The sequence below is a fragment of the Halorubrum ezzemoulense genome, assembly GCF_004126515.1.
Taxonomy (GTDB): Archaea; Halobacteriota; Halobacteria; order Halobacteriales; family Haloferacaceae; genus Halorubrum; species Halorubrum ezzemoulense.
This window is the reverse complement of record NZ_CP034940.1, coordinates 243007-258583: the sequence shown is the minus strand read 5'-3', so window position 1 is coordinate 258583 and position 15577 is coordinate 243007. Positions and strand designations below refer to the sequence as shown.

Here is a 15577-nt window from a genome sequence, read left to right as displayed (position 1 = left end):
GGAAGAACGGAGGCGAGAGCGGACGCTATCGCGTCGAAACCCGACGGAACCGTCGCGTTTCAACCGGCTGCGAAGCGGCGAGACCGGCGGACGACAGACGGTCGGGTCGACCGTCAGTCGTCGCGGGTGTACTTCCGGTCGCGGCCGAACGGGAGGTACGCCCGCCCGCCGCCCTCGTAGAAGTTCCCGAAGAACTCCACGTACTCGAGGCGGACCGCCTGGATGCCGGCGGACGTGACGCCGAGCAGCAAGACGACGAGGTGGCCGACGAGCGCCACGACGATGCCGCCCACGAGGGCGACGATGCCCATGAGACCGATCGAGGCGGGGTCAAACGCGGTGGTGATCCCCGCGAAGACCAGCTCCTCGCTCGGCGTCTCCTGGACGTGATGGAGGTGCTCCGCGGAGAAGATGAAGTGGAAGCTCCCCTCGCCCCCCTTGTCGATGTACGCACCGAACGCGAGCAGGTTGACCGCGAGCGCCATCCCGCCCTTCGCGAGCAGGACGGCCATGATCCGGGCGTACGAGATGACGTTGACGATGGGCGAGAGGAACTCCGCGAGCTCCGGCGGCTCGCCGATCCCGAGCAGGACGAGCCCAAGACCCGCGGCGACGGCGCCGGCGATACCGACGACGACCGGGAAGCCGCTGAACGAGACCGTGCCGAACGTGAGGAGCGACACCGACTCGAACAGGAAGTCGGGCTTCGGGCCGGGGACGTGCTGGCTGAAGATCCAGATCCACGCGCCGTTGAGGATCAGGAGCCACGAGCCGGCCTCGTAGAGCGCGTGCTTCACGTCGTGCTGCTGGAGCGTGCTCACGAACGAGAGCACGTGGCCGATGTTGAGGTGAACGATACCGAACACCACGCTGACGACGAGGAATGAGAGCCCCCAGTCGAGGTCGGCCGGTGAGAGCCCCTTCCCGGCGACGGGCCAGTGGACATCGCCCGGCAGCAGCTGGTAGGCGTGGTAGCCGAACAGGTCGATGCCGAAGTAGATCCCGAACAGTATCGTGAAGCCGCCCGCCCACATCGCGACGGAGCCGAGTTCGCGGAACGCGCCGTCGAACCGGGAGTACATGAAGAACCCGATGGCGGCGTACAGGACGCCGTACCCCACGTCGCCGATCATGAACCCGAACATCGCCGGGAACGTGAGGAACACGAGCAGCGTCGGGTCGAACTCGGAGTACTTCGGCCGCCCGAACGCCTGGACGAGCAGTTCGAAGGGGCCGGCCGCGCTCCCGTTGTCCTGGACGACCGGCGGGTCGTCGGTGCCGTGCGCCGCGTGGCCGCCGTCGGTAGCGACCGCCGCTTCTGTTTCGGCGGACGCACTGCCGTCGTCGGCCGACGGCGACTCGGTGCCGCCACTCCTGTCGACCGGCTCGGAGTGGTGGTCGCCGTCGGGGGTGAACGAGGCGCGTTCGAGCTCCTCGACCTCGACGTGGTCGCCGACCGCGTCGACGACCGCCGCCTCGAAGTCGGGGTACGACTCGGTCGGCACCCACCCCTCCGCGACGAACGCGTTCTCGGTGGTCGCGAACGAGAGCGGCGCCTCCTTCTTTTCGGCCTCGATCGTGAGCTTCTCCTCGGCGCGCAGCAGGAAGCCCGCGGCCTCCTCCTTCACCGAGTCGAGCTCGGCTTTGACGCCGTCGAGCTCGTCGCGGAGGTCGGCCTGCTCGGCCTCCAGCTCCGCGACGTACTCCTCCGGGCTCGCGTCGGCGTCCGGCACGTCGAGCAGCGCGATGTCGACGCCGACGAGCGCGTCCTGAACGACGCCCTCCGCGTCGCCGTCGGTCGGCCTCGCGACGATGGCGAGCACGTCGCCGCCGACGAACACGTCGAAGGCGTCGACCGTCTCGGCGTCCCCGAGCGCCGCCTCGACGGCGGCGGGTTTCGCCTCGCCGACGACGACCTCGACCGAGTCGTAGCCGCGCAGGTAGTCCAGGTCGATCCCGAGCTCCGCGAACGGCTCCATCCGGTCGATCTCCTCCTGTCGGTCGCGGATCGCGCCCTGTAGCTCGTCGCGCCGGTCGTTGAGCTCGTTGACGCGGTCGCGGACACGGTCGAGCTCGGCTTCGAGCTCGTCGTCGTCAAGCGACCGCGCGACCTCGGCGTCGTCCTCGTCGACGTCGAGGATGCTCTCCAGCGACCGAACCGTCACGAGCCGCTCGTTGACGGTCTCGGCCCCGTCGAGCGACGTTCCGGGGTCGAACCCCTCGTACCGGTCGTCGTAGTCGGTGACGTGCAGGGAGTGGTGGGCGTACGCCGCCTCGATGACGTCGTCGATGACGCGCTTCGAGCCCGTCACCGACACCCGGCTCATCTGCTCAGGCCTGAGCATCCACCGCCTCCTCGGCCTGCTCGTGAACCGCCGCCTCGAACCGCTCGACGGCGTAGTCGACGGCCGATTCCACGCGGTCGCGGGCCTCGCGTTCGAGCTCGTCGCGGTCGGCACGCCCCGACTCGAGGATCTCCTCGCGCCGCTCCTCGATCTCCGCTCGGGCCGTGTCGAGCCGCTCTTGGGCCTCGGACTCCGCCTCCTCCTCGGCCTCGGCGCGGATCTCGTCCGCGCGCTCTCGAGCCTCGGCGAGGCGCTCTTCGGCGTCGGACTCCGCTTCCGCGACGATCTCGTCCGCCTCCCGTTCGGCCTGCTTGATGGATTCGAGCACCTCTGGTCTCGCCATGCTACTAATCGCCTGAAACTCTAGAAGCGACGTATAAGGTGTTTGCGAAAGCCCGCGGGGGTGCGACCGGATTCTGAGGCGATTCGGCGGTACTTCGAGCCGAACGCGTCGGCCGCAGTCGCGCGCCGCCGCCTACATTTAAGTAGCAGTCGCCGGACCGTCACCGTATGGCAACGGTGTATGCGGTCGCGTCGGCGAAGGGTGGCGTCGGGAAGACCACCACGACCGCCGCGCTGGCGACGGTGCTGGCGGACTCGGGCGCCGACGTCGTCGCGATCGACGCCGACCTCGGCATGGCGAACCTCGCGGACGCTGTCGGGGTGACGCCCGGCGAGATCACGATTCACGATGTACTCGCCGGCGACGCGGACCCGGCGGCGGCGGTCCGGGAGGGGCCGTCCGGGCTGCGGGTCGTGCCGGGGGCGGCCGACCTCGACGCGTACGCGGCCGCGGACCCCTCCAGGCTCCGCGGGGTCGTCGAGGCGTTCGACGGCGCCGACTACGTGTTCGTCGATGCGGGCGCGGGACTGTCGCACGACTCCACGCTCCCGCTCGCGATCGCCGACGAGACGCTGCTCGTCTCGACGCCGGAGCGGAGCGCCCTCGGCGACACCGAGAAGACGCGGCAGTTGACGGAGCGACTCGGCGGGACGGTCGCGGGCGCCGCGATCACCCGCGTGACGGCCGACGCCGACGAGGTCGTCACGGCGCTGCTCGACGCTTCCGTCCTCGGACGGATCCCCGAAGACGAGGCCGTGGCCCGGGCCGCGGCGGCGGGCCGGTCCCTGCCGGAGGCCGCGCCCGACGCGCCGGCGACGCGGGCCTACCGCGACCTGACCCGAGCGCTGACCGGCGCCGAGGTGGAGGGGGCGGGACTCGACGGGTCCGCGGCCGACACCGCGAGCGGAGCCGGGGCGGACGACGCAGAGGGCGACGGCGAGCCGACCGCGACGGACGACGACGCCGTGATCGTCGACGACGGACCGGCGGCGGACGACGCGGACGACGGCGGCCCGAGCGAGGTGAGCGAGCGGGACGCTGCCGGGGAAACGGATGGGGACGCGGCCGCCGAGGCCGAGGCGGACCAAGACGAGGGCACGGAGCCCGAGTCGGACGAAGACATCATCGTCGCGGACCCCGACGCGAGCGGCGTGGCCGAGCCGGGCGACGGCGACGACATCATCGTCGCGAGCGAGAGCGAACCGCCGGACGGCGACGCGGACGAAAAGGTGAGCGACGACGCGGAGGGAGACGTGGGCGACGATACGGAGGAAGGCGGTGACGACGGCGCGGACGGAGACGTGAGCGACGATACGGACGGGGAAGCACGCGACGCCCGCGGCGACCCGAAAGAGCCCGTCGAGAACGACGAGCCGACTCGCGAGGCCGTCGGCGATGCGGCGAGCGACGACGAGGCCGGCGGAACCGACGCCGGTGACGAGTCCATGGCTGGAGGGAGGGCGGCCGCCGAGCTCGAGGCCACCGGCCCCGAGGCCGAGACGGAGGAGGAGCCGGACGCGATTCCCGACGCGGACGAGACGGCACGCGAGGCGGCCACCGAGCGCGGAGAGGCGGACGGCGAGGGGACCACGAGCGCCGACCCGGCGGCGGACGACATCGACGATGAACTCGCGGGGAGCATCCCGTTCCGCGACGACGACACCGGGACGATGAACACCGTGCTATCGGACGAGGACGAGCCGGACGGCGACGCCGGAAGAGAGGCGACAGACGACGCCGACGCGTCGTCCGCTGACGAGGAGGAGGAAGAGGGCGACGGCGGATTTTTCAGTCGGCTACTCGGTCGCTGAGCGGAGCGCGGCGGCTCGTCAGGCCTCCGAGGGAGCGCGGGCCCGGTCGCGGATCAGCTCGCGGATCTGCTCGGGGTCGGTGACGTCGGCGAGTTCCTCGCAGGAGACCAAGGCGGTGCCGTCGACCGATTCGCGCTTCTCCTTCTCCTCGGTGAAGTACACCGATCGGGTCCGGGCGACCTCGCCGATGGAGGACATGATCCGGGCGCGCTTCTCGGCCGCGGCCGTGAACGCGGAGTGGCCGGTGAGCACGCGCGTCTCGGGGCTGTCCTCGTCCTCGGAGACGGCCTTGAACGGGGCGCGGGCGGTCGGGTGGACCGTGAACCCGGCGCTCGTCAGCACGTGGAGGACGTGCTCGTCGTCCGGGTCGGCCTCGGGGGCCGACGGCGTCGGCTCCGAGTCGCGGACCTCGTCCGCGCCGTCGAGCACGTCGACCGGGCTGGAGAACGGCTGGTCGAACAGCTCCTCCAGCTGGATCGCCACCTCGATGGAGGCGTTCATCCCGTCCTCGTACTTCGAGACGGTGCGCCGGGAGACGCCCAGCTCGTTCGCGAGCCGGCCGAGCGACCAGCCGCGCTCCTCGCGCTCGTCGGCGAGGAGGTCGCCGTCGAGGCTGACGTACAGCCCGCCCGGGGCGGCGTAGATGAGCGGCGGCATCCCCTCGACGAAGAGGTCGTAGGCGGTGTCCGGGTTGATAACCGGGACGCCGTGTCGGAAGTAGACGACGCCGGGCTTCAGTTCCTCGTCGCGGGTCCGGATCCCGATCACCATCGGCGTCCCCCTGAGGTACTCGCCGAGCCGGCGCATCTCCGCGCCGGTCTCCGCGTCGAGCGCGTCGACGTTGCCGAGGATCTTCAGGAGGAGGAGGTCCTCGTTACGGCGGGCCGCCACGTCGAAGCTCTTGGGCCGGACCGCACACCGGTCGCTGACGAGGAACCCTGCGTCCTCCAGCATCGCGGTGACGTTCCCGATGAGCGCAGTCCGGGACATAGCCGGAACAAGCGTCTCGCCGTATATATGCGTTGTGTCGCCCGTTCGCCGGCGAACCCACCGCCCGCGGGCGATTTCTTCCTCCCGCGGCGGGAAACGGTTATATACCCGAGCGGTCGCTGTATCGCCTCAGCCGGCCCGGAGCAGCCTCGACCGGCCTCGAAAGGGGCTTGCCTCGGCGACGCGAACGTCGCGACATGCCGATCGTCGCCGTCGACGACACCGACTCCCGCGAGCGCGGGATGTGTACGACCTACGTGGCGACGCAGATCGCGGAGCGCCTCGCTGACGCCGGGGCTCGGGTCCGGCGCCGGCTGCTCGTCCGCCTCAATCCGGCCGTGAAACACAAGACACGCGGGAACGCCGCGGTCGCGCTCCACGTCACCGGGACGGACGCGGAGTCGGCCGCGTCGGTCGCGGCGGAGGCGGTCGAAGCGTTCGCCGCGGCCGCGGACCCGCGTACCTCGCCCGGCGTAGTGGTCGCGGACCTCGACGTCGCCGGCGACCCCTTCGATCCGACCGGAACGCCGATCCCCGACGCGGTGGCCGCGTTCGCGCGGCGCGCGCTCCGCGAGCGGCTCTCGGTCGCCGAGGCCGTCGGGCTGGCCGACGAACACGGGTTCCGACACGTCGCGGTCGGGTCGGCGGGCGGCGCGGGCGAATCGGACGCGGTCGCTGGCCGGGGGCGGATCGGCGCGCTCGCCGCGGTCGGCGCGCCGGCCGCGTTCGACGACTGGACGTTCGAGCGCATCACCTACCGCGAACTCGACCGCTGCGGGACGCCCCGCGAGGTCGACGCCGAGAGCGTCTTCGCCGCCGCCGACGAGGGGTATCCGGCGGTGTGGGACACGGTCGACCGCGGCACGGGGAAGACCGTCTGCGTGCCGAACGCGCCCGGCCCGATCCTCTACGGGATCCGGGGGGACGACGCGGCCGCGTGTCGAGCGGTGGCGGCCGCCGTCGACGGCGAGCCGACCGAGCGGGCCGCGACGTTCCTGACGAACCAGGGCACCGACGCCCACCTCGCACCCAGCCGGATCGGCGACCTCCGCGACGGCGCGGGCTATCGGGTCGCCGGCGCGGTGGCGAGCGCGCCGGAGACGAAGCGGGGTGGCCACGTCCACGTCGATGTCGCGAGCGACGCCGCCGGAGTGGAGTCGGACGGTGAGACCGACGCCGACCGCCTCCGCGCCGTCGCGTTCGCCCCGACGGGCCGGTTCCGCGACCGCGTCCGGGCGCTCCGCCCCGGCGACCGGGTCACGCTCTGCGGCGAGCACGAGGTCCGGGACAACGCGGACGAGCCGGCGAGCACCCTGAAGCTGGAGAAGTTCGCCGTCCGCGACCTCGTCCGGACCGCGCCCGCGGTGCCGACCTGCCCGGACTGCGGTCGCTCGATGTCGTCGGCCGGGAGCGATCAGGGGTACCGGTGCCGCGACTGCGGGACTGAGGCGCCGGGGAAGGTCGCGGAGCCGATCGAGCGCGACCTCGAGGCCGGCTGGTACGAGGTCCCGCCGAGCGCGCGCCGACACGTCGCGAAGCCACTCGTCCGGGGCGGGTTCGACGCGCCGACCCACCCGGAGCGATAAAGTGCTCGCCGCGCGAGCGGGCCGACGTGACCGGAATCGTCTTCCACGCGACGGAGCGGCGCGAGGCGGTCGTCGAGTTCTACCGCGAGCGACTGGGCGCGACGGTGCGGGTCGAACAGCCCGACTGTACGATCCTGGCGTTCGGCGGCTTCCTGTTCGGGTTCTGCGAGCGCGACGAGGTCGACGACTGCGGCATCCTCACGTTCGTCTACCCGGACCGTGACGCGGTCGACGCCGCGAGCGAGCGGCTCGGCGACGCGGTCGTGACGCCGCCGCGTGAGAACGAGACGTACGACATCTACCAGTGTTTCGCCGAGGACCCCGAGGGCCGGACCGTCGAGTGTCAGGTGTTTCTCGACGAGGAAGTCGACATCGAGTAAGTTGGAGAGCAGGCGAACCGCCCTCGGTTGTCGGAGCGGCCAGCGTCAGTCGTCGAGATCGCGGGCGTCGCGCCACGCCACCGCGCGCTCCTCGGCGGCATCGCGGTCGTTGAACCGCTCCCGCTCGTAGGCGGAGTCGTCGGCCGCCTGCTCCATCACGTCGAGGCGGACGACGAACTCCCCGTCGGTTCGTTCCCGGAGCCTGACGGTCGCGTACCCGTCCGATCGCTCCCACTCGGTGACCGTGCCGTCGTCGCGCTCCAGCGACCAGCCCATATCGGACCCGACGCGCCCCGCGGCTAAAGCGGTGCGGTTCCGAGGCGGTCGCGCGGGTGCCTCCCGACTTCGAGGCCTGTGTCCCCGCGAGTCAGTCGCCCGCGCTCGGCGAGCGGTCCGCGCTCGACGACCGCTCCGGCGTGGCCGCGTAGCCGCACACCGGGCAGACGACGTAGCCGAGCGAGTCGTACGGGACCGACGTCGAGGGCGCGCTCACGTCGCACTCGGGGCAGTCGAACGTCGCCGCGTTCTCGGTCGACATGGTATCACGTAACAACCGCTCACCAGTAGTTATGCGCCGCTTGCTGCCCCGTCAACGCCACCCTACTTATATACCGAGTCCGAACGTCGGCGCGTGACCGACGACGCACACGCGGGCGGGGCGGGAGCGGAGGGGTCGACCCGCCCGCACGAGCGACGACGCGGGCGGACCGCGCGCCGGTTGGACGCGGTCGACGCGGCCGGACTGGTCGCGTTCCCGAGCCGCAACCTCGAATACCTCACCGGCTTCGCCGAAGAGCCGGGCGAGCGACACTTCTTCCTCGTCGTGCCGGCGGCGGGCGCCGCCGACCCGGAGCCGGCGCTGCTCGTGCCGGCGCTGTACGAGACGCAGGTCCGCGAGGCGACGACCGTCAGTGAGGTCCGGACGTGGGCCGACGGCGAGGACCCGGTCGCGGCGACGCGCGAGCTGCTCGCGGACCGGGGGCTCGACGGCGGGCGGCTCCTCGTCGATGACACCATGTGGGCGCGGTTCTCGCAGGACCTCCGGGCGGCGGCCCCCGACGCGACGTGGGGGCTTGCGAGCGAGGCGCTCGCCGACCTCCGGGTCCGGAAGGACGAGGCCGAGGTGGCGGCGCTGCGGAAGGCCGCGGGGGTCGCGGACGCGGTCGTCGGCGACCTCCGGGAACTGGGCCCGGACGCGGTGGGCATGACGGAGGCCGCGCTCGCCGAGTGGATCGCGGACCGACTCGCCGAGCGCGGGGGCCGCGGCGTCAGCTTCGAGACGGTCGTCGCGGCGGGCGAGAACGGCGCGAAACCCCACCACGGCCACGGCGACCGGGAGATAGGCGCGGGCGAGCCGGTCGTCCTCGACTTCGGGACGCGCGTCGACGGCTACCCGTCCGACCAAACGCGGACCCTCGTCTTCGGCGAGGAGCCAGACGAGGCGTACGCCGAGGTCCACGAGGTCGTGCGCGAGGCGCAGGCGGCCGCGGTCGAGGCGGTCGTGCCCGGCGTCCCCGCGTCCGCCGTCGACCGCGCGGCGCGGGAGGTGATCGAGGCGGGCGGGTACGGCGACGCGTTCGTCCACCGGACGGGCCACGGTGTGGGCTTGGACGTCCACGAGGAGCCGTATCTCGTCGCCGGAAACGACCGCCAGTTGGAGCCGGGAATGGTGTGTTCCGTCGAGCCCGGGATCTATCTCGACGGACGGTTCGGCTGCCGGATCGAGGACCTCGTGGTCGTCACCGAGGACGGCTGCGAGCGGTTGAACCGGACCGACCGCGGCTGGGAGTGACGGGCGAGGGTGTCCCGGCTGCCGGCGGCGGAACACCTCGTCGTCAGGGTGAACGCGTCGGAAAAGCGCAGCGACAGGCGCTGCGAGCGTCGAATCGCAGATTCGGGAGTCGTGTGCTGTTCCCCCAACCGAAAATTACGGCCGGATAACATAACAGTATCACCGAATTATTTCGGTGTATTTCACCCGGCGGACCGAACGCGCGGACCGTCCCCGCGCGGCCCGAGCGGCATCGAAACCATTAGTGTCGCCCGAGCGGAACCGCGGGGCATGAGCGACACCGATGCGGACGAAGACGAGGAGGCGGAAGCGGAGCCGGCCGTCGAACTCGGCGACGGGCCGGACGTGGCCGGCGAGCCGGTCGCCCGCGTGGCGTCGCGGCTCACCTGGCCCGCGACGCGCAGCGACGTCCGCGAACAGGAGGGCGACGCCGAACTCCGGACGCCGGACGGCCCCCGAGAACTCGACGAGGTGCTCGCGGAGAGCGAGGTCCCCCTCTTCGAGAGCCGAAGCGACTTCGTCCAGGCGGTCGAGGACGTCGTCGGCCGCGGCCCGGTCGCGACCGAGTAGGCGTCGAGCGCGCCGAACCTATTTATAAACAGCAGCTGAGACGAGGAGGGACGCCCATAAATTGGCGATCGGCGCGCGCCTGCGAGCGGTCGATAGGCCGCGAGCCAGCACGCGCGAGGGAGTCGGCCGACCAGAGGGAGGCCGACGAGGCTGGGGAGGCGTGAGGTGCGGGGCGGTCGCGGTCGGGCTGGGACTCAAAGGGGCAGTTGTGAGGGCGGCGTAGACGACGTAAGCACCGAAACGAGGGAGCGAACGAAGTGAGCGACCGAGTGAGGAGCGCAGCGAGCGTACGCCGCCCTCACGACCGGGGCTTTAGAAGTGTTCGCTGTCGATCCACAGTCAGTTATTTATAAACGAGCGACGGGGACTTTGGTGGTTTCATCGGTCGATCAGCAATCAACTATTTATAAGTAAGCGGCTGGGGCTTTGGAGGTGTTCGCCACCGGTTTGAAATCGGCTATTTGGCTCTGTTGACTCGATGGAAACGCTGCTACCCTAGCAGAGCGTGAAACAAGATATGGGGCGCAAGAGACCGACCTGGATTTCGTGCCATAGAGCACGTTCTGTTGACTGGTCCGTGTGCGAAAGAAGCCGAGTCATGGGCGCTACAGCCCGGATGCCGCGCCCCGCGGCATCCGGGAAAGCCCGAATAGGTGAATCTCTGCTTCACGCACTGGCGTCCCGGGTGAACCAACCATGTACCTCGGAATCGACGTCCACAAACGGTACGCACAGGTGGCAGTAATGGATGAGGCTGGGAAGATCGTCGAAGAGGTTCGCGTCGAGAACGCGAACCTCGACGACCTCGCCCAGCGGTACGCCGGCGCACAAGCCGTGCTTGAGGCGACCTCCAACTACTACCACATCCACGACACGCTGTCGGAGCACTTGGATGTGACCGTTGCTCATCCCAAAAAGATCAACCAGATCGCAGACACCGACAAGAAAACAGACCGCGTGGACGCAAAAGAACTCGCGCGGATGCTCCGGTTAAATTCGGTGCCTGAAAGCTACGTTCCGACCGAGGAGGTCAGGGAAGCCCGCGCACTCGTGCGCGGGCGACAGACCCTGGTCGAAAACCGTACCAAGTACGCCAACAAGGTCCATGGACTCCTCTCCGATCACGGCATCACCGAAGACGTGAAACCGCTAACCGTGGAGGGACGAGAGTCCCTGCGGGGACTCTCGATCCCGACGCCGTTCGACACGCTGCTCGAGTCGTACCTCGACCTGATCGAGTCGCTCACCGAAGAGATTCAGAAGCTCGATGAGACGATCGAAGAGCGCGCTGGGTCTCTGAAGGAGACCCAGCTGCTCATGACGATTCCCGGTGTGAGTTACTACACTGCGCTGACAATCTACGCGGAGTTGGGTGGGATCGACCGGTTTGACGGTGACAAGGAGGTTGTCAGTTACGTGGGATTGAACCCGGTGATCCGCGCATTCGTTGTAGTTTAACGCCTCACGCCAGCGCCGTCTGCTGATTTGAATATCGTTGGGACTACCTGTCAGAGAAACCCGGTGGCTGCTGTGAGTTACGAACCACCGGATTCAGTGATTGTCGACCGGATCAAAAGAGCGTTTCCCTCTGAGGAGTTGCGCGAGCGCGCTCGCGCAACGAATCTCGTCCAACGAGAGCGCAAGTTCGACACTGTCGCGTTGTTCTACACCCTCTCACTGGGTTTCGCTGCTGGATCAGATCGCTCTATTCAGGCATTTCTCGAACGGTTTGTCGAAATGGCTGACTGTGACGAACTCGCTTATCCAACCTTCCACGGCTGGTTTTCACCCGCGTTCGTTGCACTCCTGCGAGAGATTCTCGATGACGCCATCGAGAATCTCGAACCGGGACAAACCGACCTCAGCGGACGTCTCGAACGCTTTCGAGACGTCCTCATTGTTGACGCTTCTATCATCACACTCTACCAAGACGCTACAGACGTCTACGCAGCGACTGGCGAAGATCAAGCTGGCGTGAAGCTTCACCTCACGGAATCACTCTCAACCGGACTTCCTACGCGGTTTCAAACGACTGACGCCAAAACGCAGGAACGGAGCCAGCTACCCACCGGCGAGTGGGTAGCTGGCGCACTCGTCTTACTCGATCTCGGCTTCTACGACTTCTGGTTGTTCGACCGTATCGACCAAAACGACGGCTGGTTCGTCTCACGGGTCAAAGATGACGCAAACTTCGAGATCGTCGAAGAGCTTCGCACATGGCGGGGAAACAGTATTCCACTCAAAGGCGAGTCGCTGCAGGACGTCCTTGACGACCTGCAGCGACAGGAGATCGACGCTCGGATTACCCTCTCATTCGACCGCAAGCGAGGGTCGGGCGTCAGCACGACCCGAACGTTCCGACTCGTCGGTGTGCTCAACGAGGACAGCGATGAGTACCATCTCTACCTAACGAATCTTGCCAGAGACAACTACCACGCGCCCGATAGAGCTGTGCGATATCGGGCGCGCTGGGAGATTGAGCTGCTGTTCAAGGAACTCAAATCGCGCTTCGGTCTCGATGAGATCAATACGACAGATCCCTACATCATCGAAGCGCTGATCATCGTAGCGGCGCTCTCGCTGCTGATGAGCCGCGTTATCGTGGATGAACTCCGCAAATTAGACGCAAAGCGGCAGGGGAGCGACGACGACGCGGCCGCGTCGTCGACGCGTCTTCCACGTCGTCGGTGTTCTCATGCGCTCGAACGTCACGCACACCTAGTCCAGCTGTACCTGATGCTGGATCTCGGGTATGAACTGCCAGATCTCGACGAATTGCTGTTGTGGTCGTCACGAGATCCAAATCCACATCGACCAAGATTACGTGAGCAGGTTGAGTCAGGCGAGTTCTGGTAGAAACTCGCCTGACGAGCCGGTTAGCTCAGAGGTAGGTAGTAGCGACAGCTCTGGATCGGCGACGCACTCACCGGAGTGAGTGCGCCGCCTTCAGAGAGTGACACAGATCTCAGCATCCGAGACAGAAGAACATCCGTTCAGTTCTCCGATCACGCTTCATTAGCGATTCGACTCAACACCGTCTTGCTCAACTATCCGCATAAACACCGCCTCGACGCGCCGCTAAACTACAACGGATGGTGATCCGCGAGTCAGGCGACTCGCGGATCGAAGGGAGTATTTCGAAACGTGGATCAGGGCGTGTACGATGGCTGCTCGTCCAAGCAGCAAACACCGCAGTTCATACGAGTAACGACGAGTATCTCAGTCGGTTTTACGACCGGTTAGCAAGCCGGAAGAACTCACAGAAAGCGATCGTGGCAGCAGCTCGGAAGATGCTGGTATCGATCTACCACATGCTTGATCGGGGAGAAGCGTACGATCCACCGGGTGTAACCGCATAGACGAGGGATCTGAGGGCCGCCGGTCCGGCGGCCCTCAGTGGCCGGCCGAGGCCCTCCGTGAGCGTCAGCTATCGCCAGACAGCGACCGCACCGCAGACACGTTCCGACCGCCTACCGGCTGTGAAAACAACAGATCCCTAGACGGCGTAATCATTTTGTCGCTAGACGTGGTTTGCCCGGGTAGCAGCGTTTCCATAGGTGAAATCCTCGACAGATAACATATACTCGCCCGGTCTCGCTCGGTACAGAGTAGAAATATGTCGACTGAGCTGTCTTCGATTATTCGGCGAGTAGACTGTTCTACCTGTGTATCTGGTCTATCCCGGAGTCGAGGCTGCCCCAGATAAGGAGATGGACAGCGAGCCACTGTCCAGCCGGCGGAACGAAGTACGTTCAGATACGATTTATCAGGGGGTGAGTGTCATGGTAGCCAGGCTGGACCGAGTTGTGCGGCTGTACGGTCGATACGGACCGTCACGGTTGCCGCTCGGAGACCGACAAGACGTGGGGGCTGGCTACAGTATGGCGGCCGGTGTCCTCGCCGGTGGAATCGTGTTTGCTCCGGTGAGTACGCTGGTTTCGGGTACGGCGGCTTCCGCAGGGGAGGTTCTGTCTGCGATCCCGGTGTACCTCGCCACGGGATTCGTGGTCGGGGCGCTCACGTGGCGCTTCCTGTCGTCAAGTGTCCCGTACTACAGGGCCGTCGCAGCGCTGGTCACGGTCATCGGGAACTACCTCGCCGGGACTGCCGTGTGGTTGCTACTGGCTCCGGTGTACGGCTACGAGGTTTTGAACCCGTACGTGGGGGCCGACCCGCTGACCTCGCTCACCGAGTTCCTCGGAGCGTTCTTCGAGCTGTACCCCCTTACCGTCTTGACAGTGGTCGTGTGGACGATCTGGATAGCCGTCCCACTCAGCCTGATTTTCAGCTACGTCCACGAGCGCAGCCGTAGCGGAGAATAGCCGATACGTTCGCACTCTTCAGCGATCGGCTGTTTCAGGCGAAAACGTATCTGAAGAACAGTGTTTCAACACCTATGAAAGCCTGCTAGCTCAACAAACCACGTCTGCGATACTATATTTTTCGTCAGGATCGATGCCGAGCTTGGTCACGAGAGAAAATTACAAGCAGGAACGGTGATGGCTCAGGAACCAGCCGGCACCTATGAAAGCCTGCTAGCTCAACAAACCACGTCTGCGATACTATATTTTTCGTCGGGATCGATGCCGAGCTTGGTCACGAGAGAAAATTACAAGCAGGAACGGTGATGGCTCAGGAACCAGCCGGCAGGCGGTCAGAACGTGAACGCGTTAGCTGTGGCTCACACCCGCTGCGACCGGCCGATGAGGGCCGCCGGCTCGGCGGCCCTCAGGCACTCACCTCTGGTGGATCGTACACCTCCGTGCGATCAAGCATATGGAAGATCGACACGAGCAGTTTTCGCGCCGTTGCGACAATCGCTATCTGGTGGTTCTTCCGCTGTTTCAATCGAGCGTAGAACCGTCCAAGATACGGATCGTTGCACCGGTGAACCGCTGTTTGAACACACTGAACGAGGATCCAGCGTAAGTCTCCACTTCCGCGTTTCGAGATCGATCCTTCCGTCCGCGAGTCGCCTGACTCGCGGACGACCGGATCCAATCCCGCGTAACTCACCACCTGCTTTGCCTCGTCGAACCGGTCGATCTCACCGATCTCCGAGGTGATTAGCAGCGACGAGTAGAAACTCACGCCCGGAATCGTCATCAACAGCTGCGTCTCCTCGAGAGACGCAGCGGTTTCCTCGATCAACGATTCGAGTTCTTCTATTTGAGCGGTTAACTCGTCGATGATCGAGAGGAACGACTCCATCAACTGATCGCCGACCACACCGAGCGAGACATCCTCGCCGGCGAGGATGTCTCGCCCGTTCACACTGAACGGATCCCAGTCGTAGGTGATCCCGTGTTTGTCGAGTAGGGCGTGGACTTCGTTTTTGAAGTCCGTACGCTTTTCGACGAGTCTCTTCCGGCCGCGCACAAGTGCGCGGCGCTCCCGGAGCTCTTCGGACGGAACGTAACTCTCAGCGATCATGTCGGCTCGGCGAAGTTGCGCGAGCAACTTCGCGTCGAGCCGGTCGTTTTTCACCTCAGCATAGCCGATCGCCTTGGTTTGGGTAGGATCTGCGACAACCACGTCGAGGTGTTCGTCGAGGGTGTCGTAGACCGTGTAGTAGTTGCTGGTTGCTTCGAGCGCCGCTTTGGCTCCAGCGTATTCTTCGGCAACGTCGTCGAGATTCGCGTTTTTGACGCGAATCTCTTCGACGACCTCGGCATCGTCGTCCAAAACAGCGACGTGCGACTCATCTTTATGAAGGTCGATTCCGAGGTAGTACATGGTTCCTGTGAGGCGGTTTGTGCG

The 15577-nt window shown here is 66.6% G+C and carries 13 protein-coding genes and 2 pseudogenes; 9 read left to right on the top strand and 6 right to left on the bottom strand.

Translation table 11 applies throughout. The annotated features are described in order from the left end of the window. Positions 1 to 113: 113 nt before the first annotated feature. Complete coding sequence (locus EO776_RS01185; protein ID WP_094519947.1) at positions 114 to 2327, bottom strand: V-type ATP synthase subunit I; 2214 nt, start codon at positions 2325 to 2327, stop codon at positions 114 to 116. A gap of 4 nt (positions 2328 to 2331) precedes the next feature. Further along, entirely contained in the window at positions 2332 to 2688 is a 357-nt protein-coding gene (ahaH, locus tag EO776_RS01180; protein WP_049931783.1) for an ATP synthase archaeal subunit H, read from the bottom strand. 167 nt (positions 2689 to 2855) lie between these two features. Here ahaH and EO776_RS01175 point away from each other — a divergent pair, with 167 nt between their 5' ends. After that, a complete protein-coding gene (locus EO776_RS01175; RefSeq protein WP_094519945.1) occupies positions 2856 to 4499 on the top strand; it encodes a nucleotide-binding protein in 1644 nt (547 codons plus the stop codon). A gap of 18 nt (positions 4500 to 4517) precedes the next feature. Here the strand turns inward: EO776_RS01175 and EO776_RS01170 are convergent, their stop codons facing one another. Beyond that, on the bottom strand, positions 4518 to 5489 hold the full coding sequence (locus EO776_RS01170) for a transcriptional regulator (protein ID WP_049931780.1): 972 nt from the start codon (positions 5487 to 5489) through the stop codon (positions 4518 to 4520). A gap of 197 nt (positions 5490 to 5686) precedes the next feature. Between EO776_RS01170 and EO776_RS01165 the strand changes: the two genes are divergently transcribed. Together EO776_RS01165 and EO776_RS01160 are read left to right on the top strand one after the other, a co-directional pair. Next, entirely contained in the window at positions 5687 to 7075 is a 1389-nt protein-coding gene (locus EO776_RS01165) for a tRNA(Ile)(2)-agmatinylcytidine synthase (protein WP_094495450.1), read from the top strand. Positions 7076 to 7101: 26 nt separating this feature from the next. After that, complete coding sequence (locus tag EO776_RS01160) at positions 7102 to 7455, top strand: VOC family protein (protein WP_049931776.1); 354 nt, start codon at positions 7102 to 7104, stop codon at positions 7453 to 7455. Between the two features lie 45 nt (positions 7456 to 7500). Here the strand turns inward: EO776_RS01160 and EO776_RS01155 are convergent, their stop codons facing one another. Both EO776_RS01155 and EO776_RS18765 read right to left on the bottom strand, forming a co-directional pair. Next, complete coding sequence (locus EO776_RS01155) at positions 7501 to 7731, bottom strand: DUF7543 family protein (protein ID WP_094580245.1); 231 nt, start codon at positions 7729 to 7731, stop codon at positions 7501 to 7503. A gap of 91 nt (positions 7732 to 7822) precedes the next feature. Beyond that, on the bottom strand, positions 7823 to 7993 hold the full coding sequence (locus EO776_RS18765; protein ID WP_167373102.1) for a hypothetical protein: 171 nt from the start codon (positions 7991 to 7993) through the stop codon (positions 7823 to 7825). A 93-nt stretch (positions 7994 to 8086) separates the two neighbouring features. Here EO776_RS18765 and EO776_RS01150 point away from each other — a divergent pair, with 93 nt between their 5' ends. From EO776_RS01150 to EO776_RS01125, 6 genes and pseudogenes are all read left to right on the top strand, one after another. Next, positions 8087 to 9247: a M24 family metallopeptidase gene (locus tag EO776_RS01150; protein ID WP_099288751.1), complete on the top strand. Its 1161-nt coding sequence runs from the start codon at positions 8087 to 8089 to the stop codon at positions 9245 to 9247. A gap of 270 nt (positions 9248 to 9517) precedes the next feature. After that, the gene (locus EO776_RS01145) at positions 9518 to 9817 is read left to right on the top strand and encodes a DUF5789 family protein (protein ID WP_049931770.1); all 300 of its coding nucleotides are present in this window, start codon (positions 9518 to 9520) and stop codon (positions 9815 to 9817) included. Between the two features lie 696 nt (positions 9818 to 10513). Continuing rightward, positions 10514 to 11257: pseudogene (locus EO776_RS01140) on the top strand (IS110 family RNA-guided transposase); the annotation flags it as partial. 81 nt (positions 11258 to 11338) lie between these two features. Further along, positions 11339 to 12673 carry an IS4 family transposase gene (locus tag EO776_RS01135; protein WP_129452284.1) on the top strand — a complete coding sequence of 445 codons (1335 nt, stop codon included), beginning with the start codon at positions 11339 to 11341 and terminating at the stop codon, positions 12671 to 12673. A gap of 242 nt (positions 12674 to 12915) precedes the next feature. Then, a pseudogene (locus EO776_RS01130) lies at positions 12916 to 13176 on the top strand (transposase); the annotation flags it as partial. A 504-nt stretch (positions 13177 to 13680) separates the two neighbouring features. Continuing rightward, the gene (locus tag EO776_RS01125; RefSeq protein ID WP_241897915.1) at positions 13681 to 14139 is read left to right on the top strand and encodes a hypothetical protein; all 459 of its coding nucleotides are present in this window, start codon (positions 13681 to 13683) and stop codon (positions 14137 to 14139) included. A gap of 406 nt (positions 14140 to 14545) precedes the next feature. Here EO776_RS01125 and EO776_RS01120 read toward each other — a convergent pair whose 3' ends face one another. Then, on the bottom strand, positions 14546 to 15553 hold the full coding sequence (locus EO776_RS01120; protein WP_094580236.1) for an IS110 family RNA-guided transposase: 1008 nt from the start codon (positions 15551 to 15553) through the stop codon (positions 14546 to 14548). Positions 15554 to 15577: the final 24 nt, after the last annotated feature.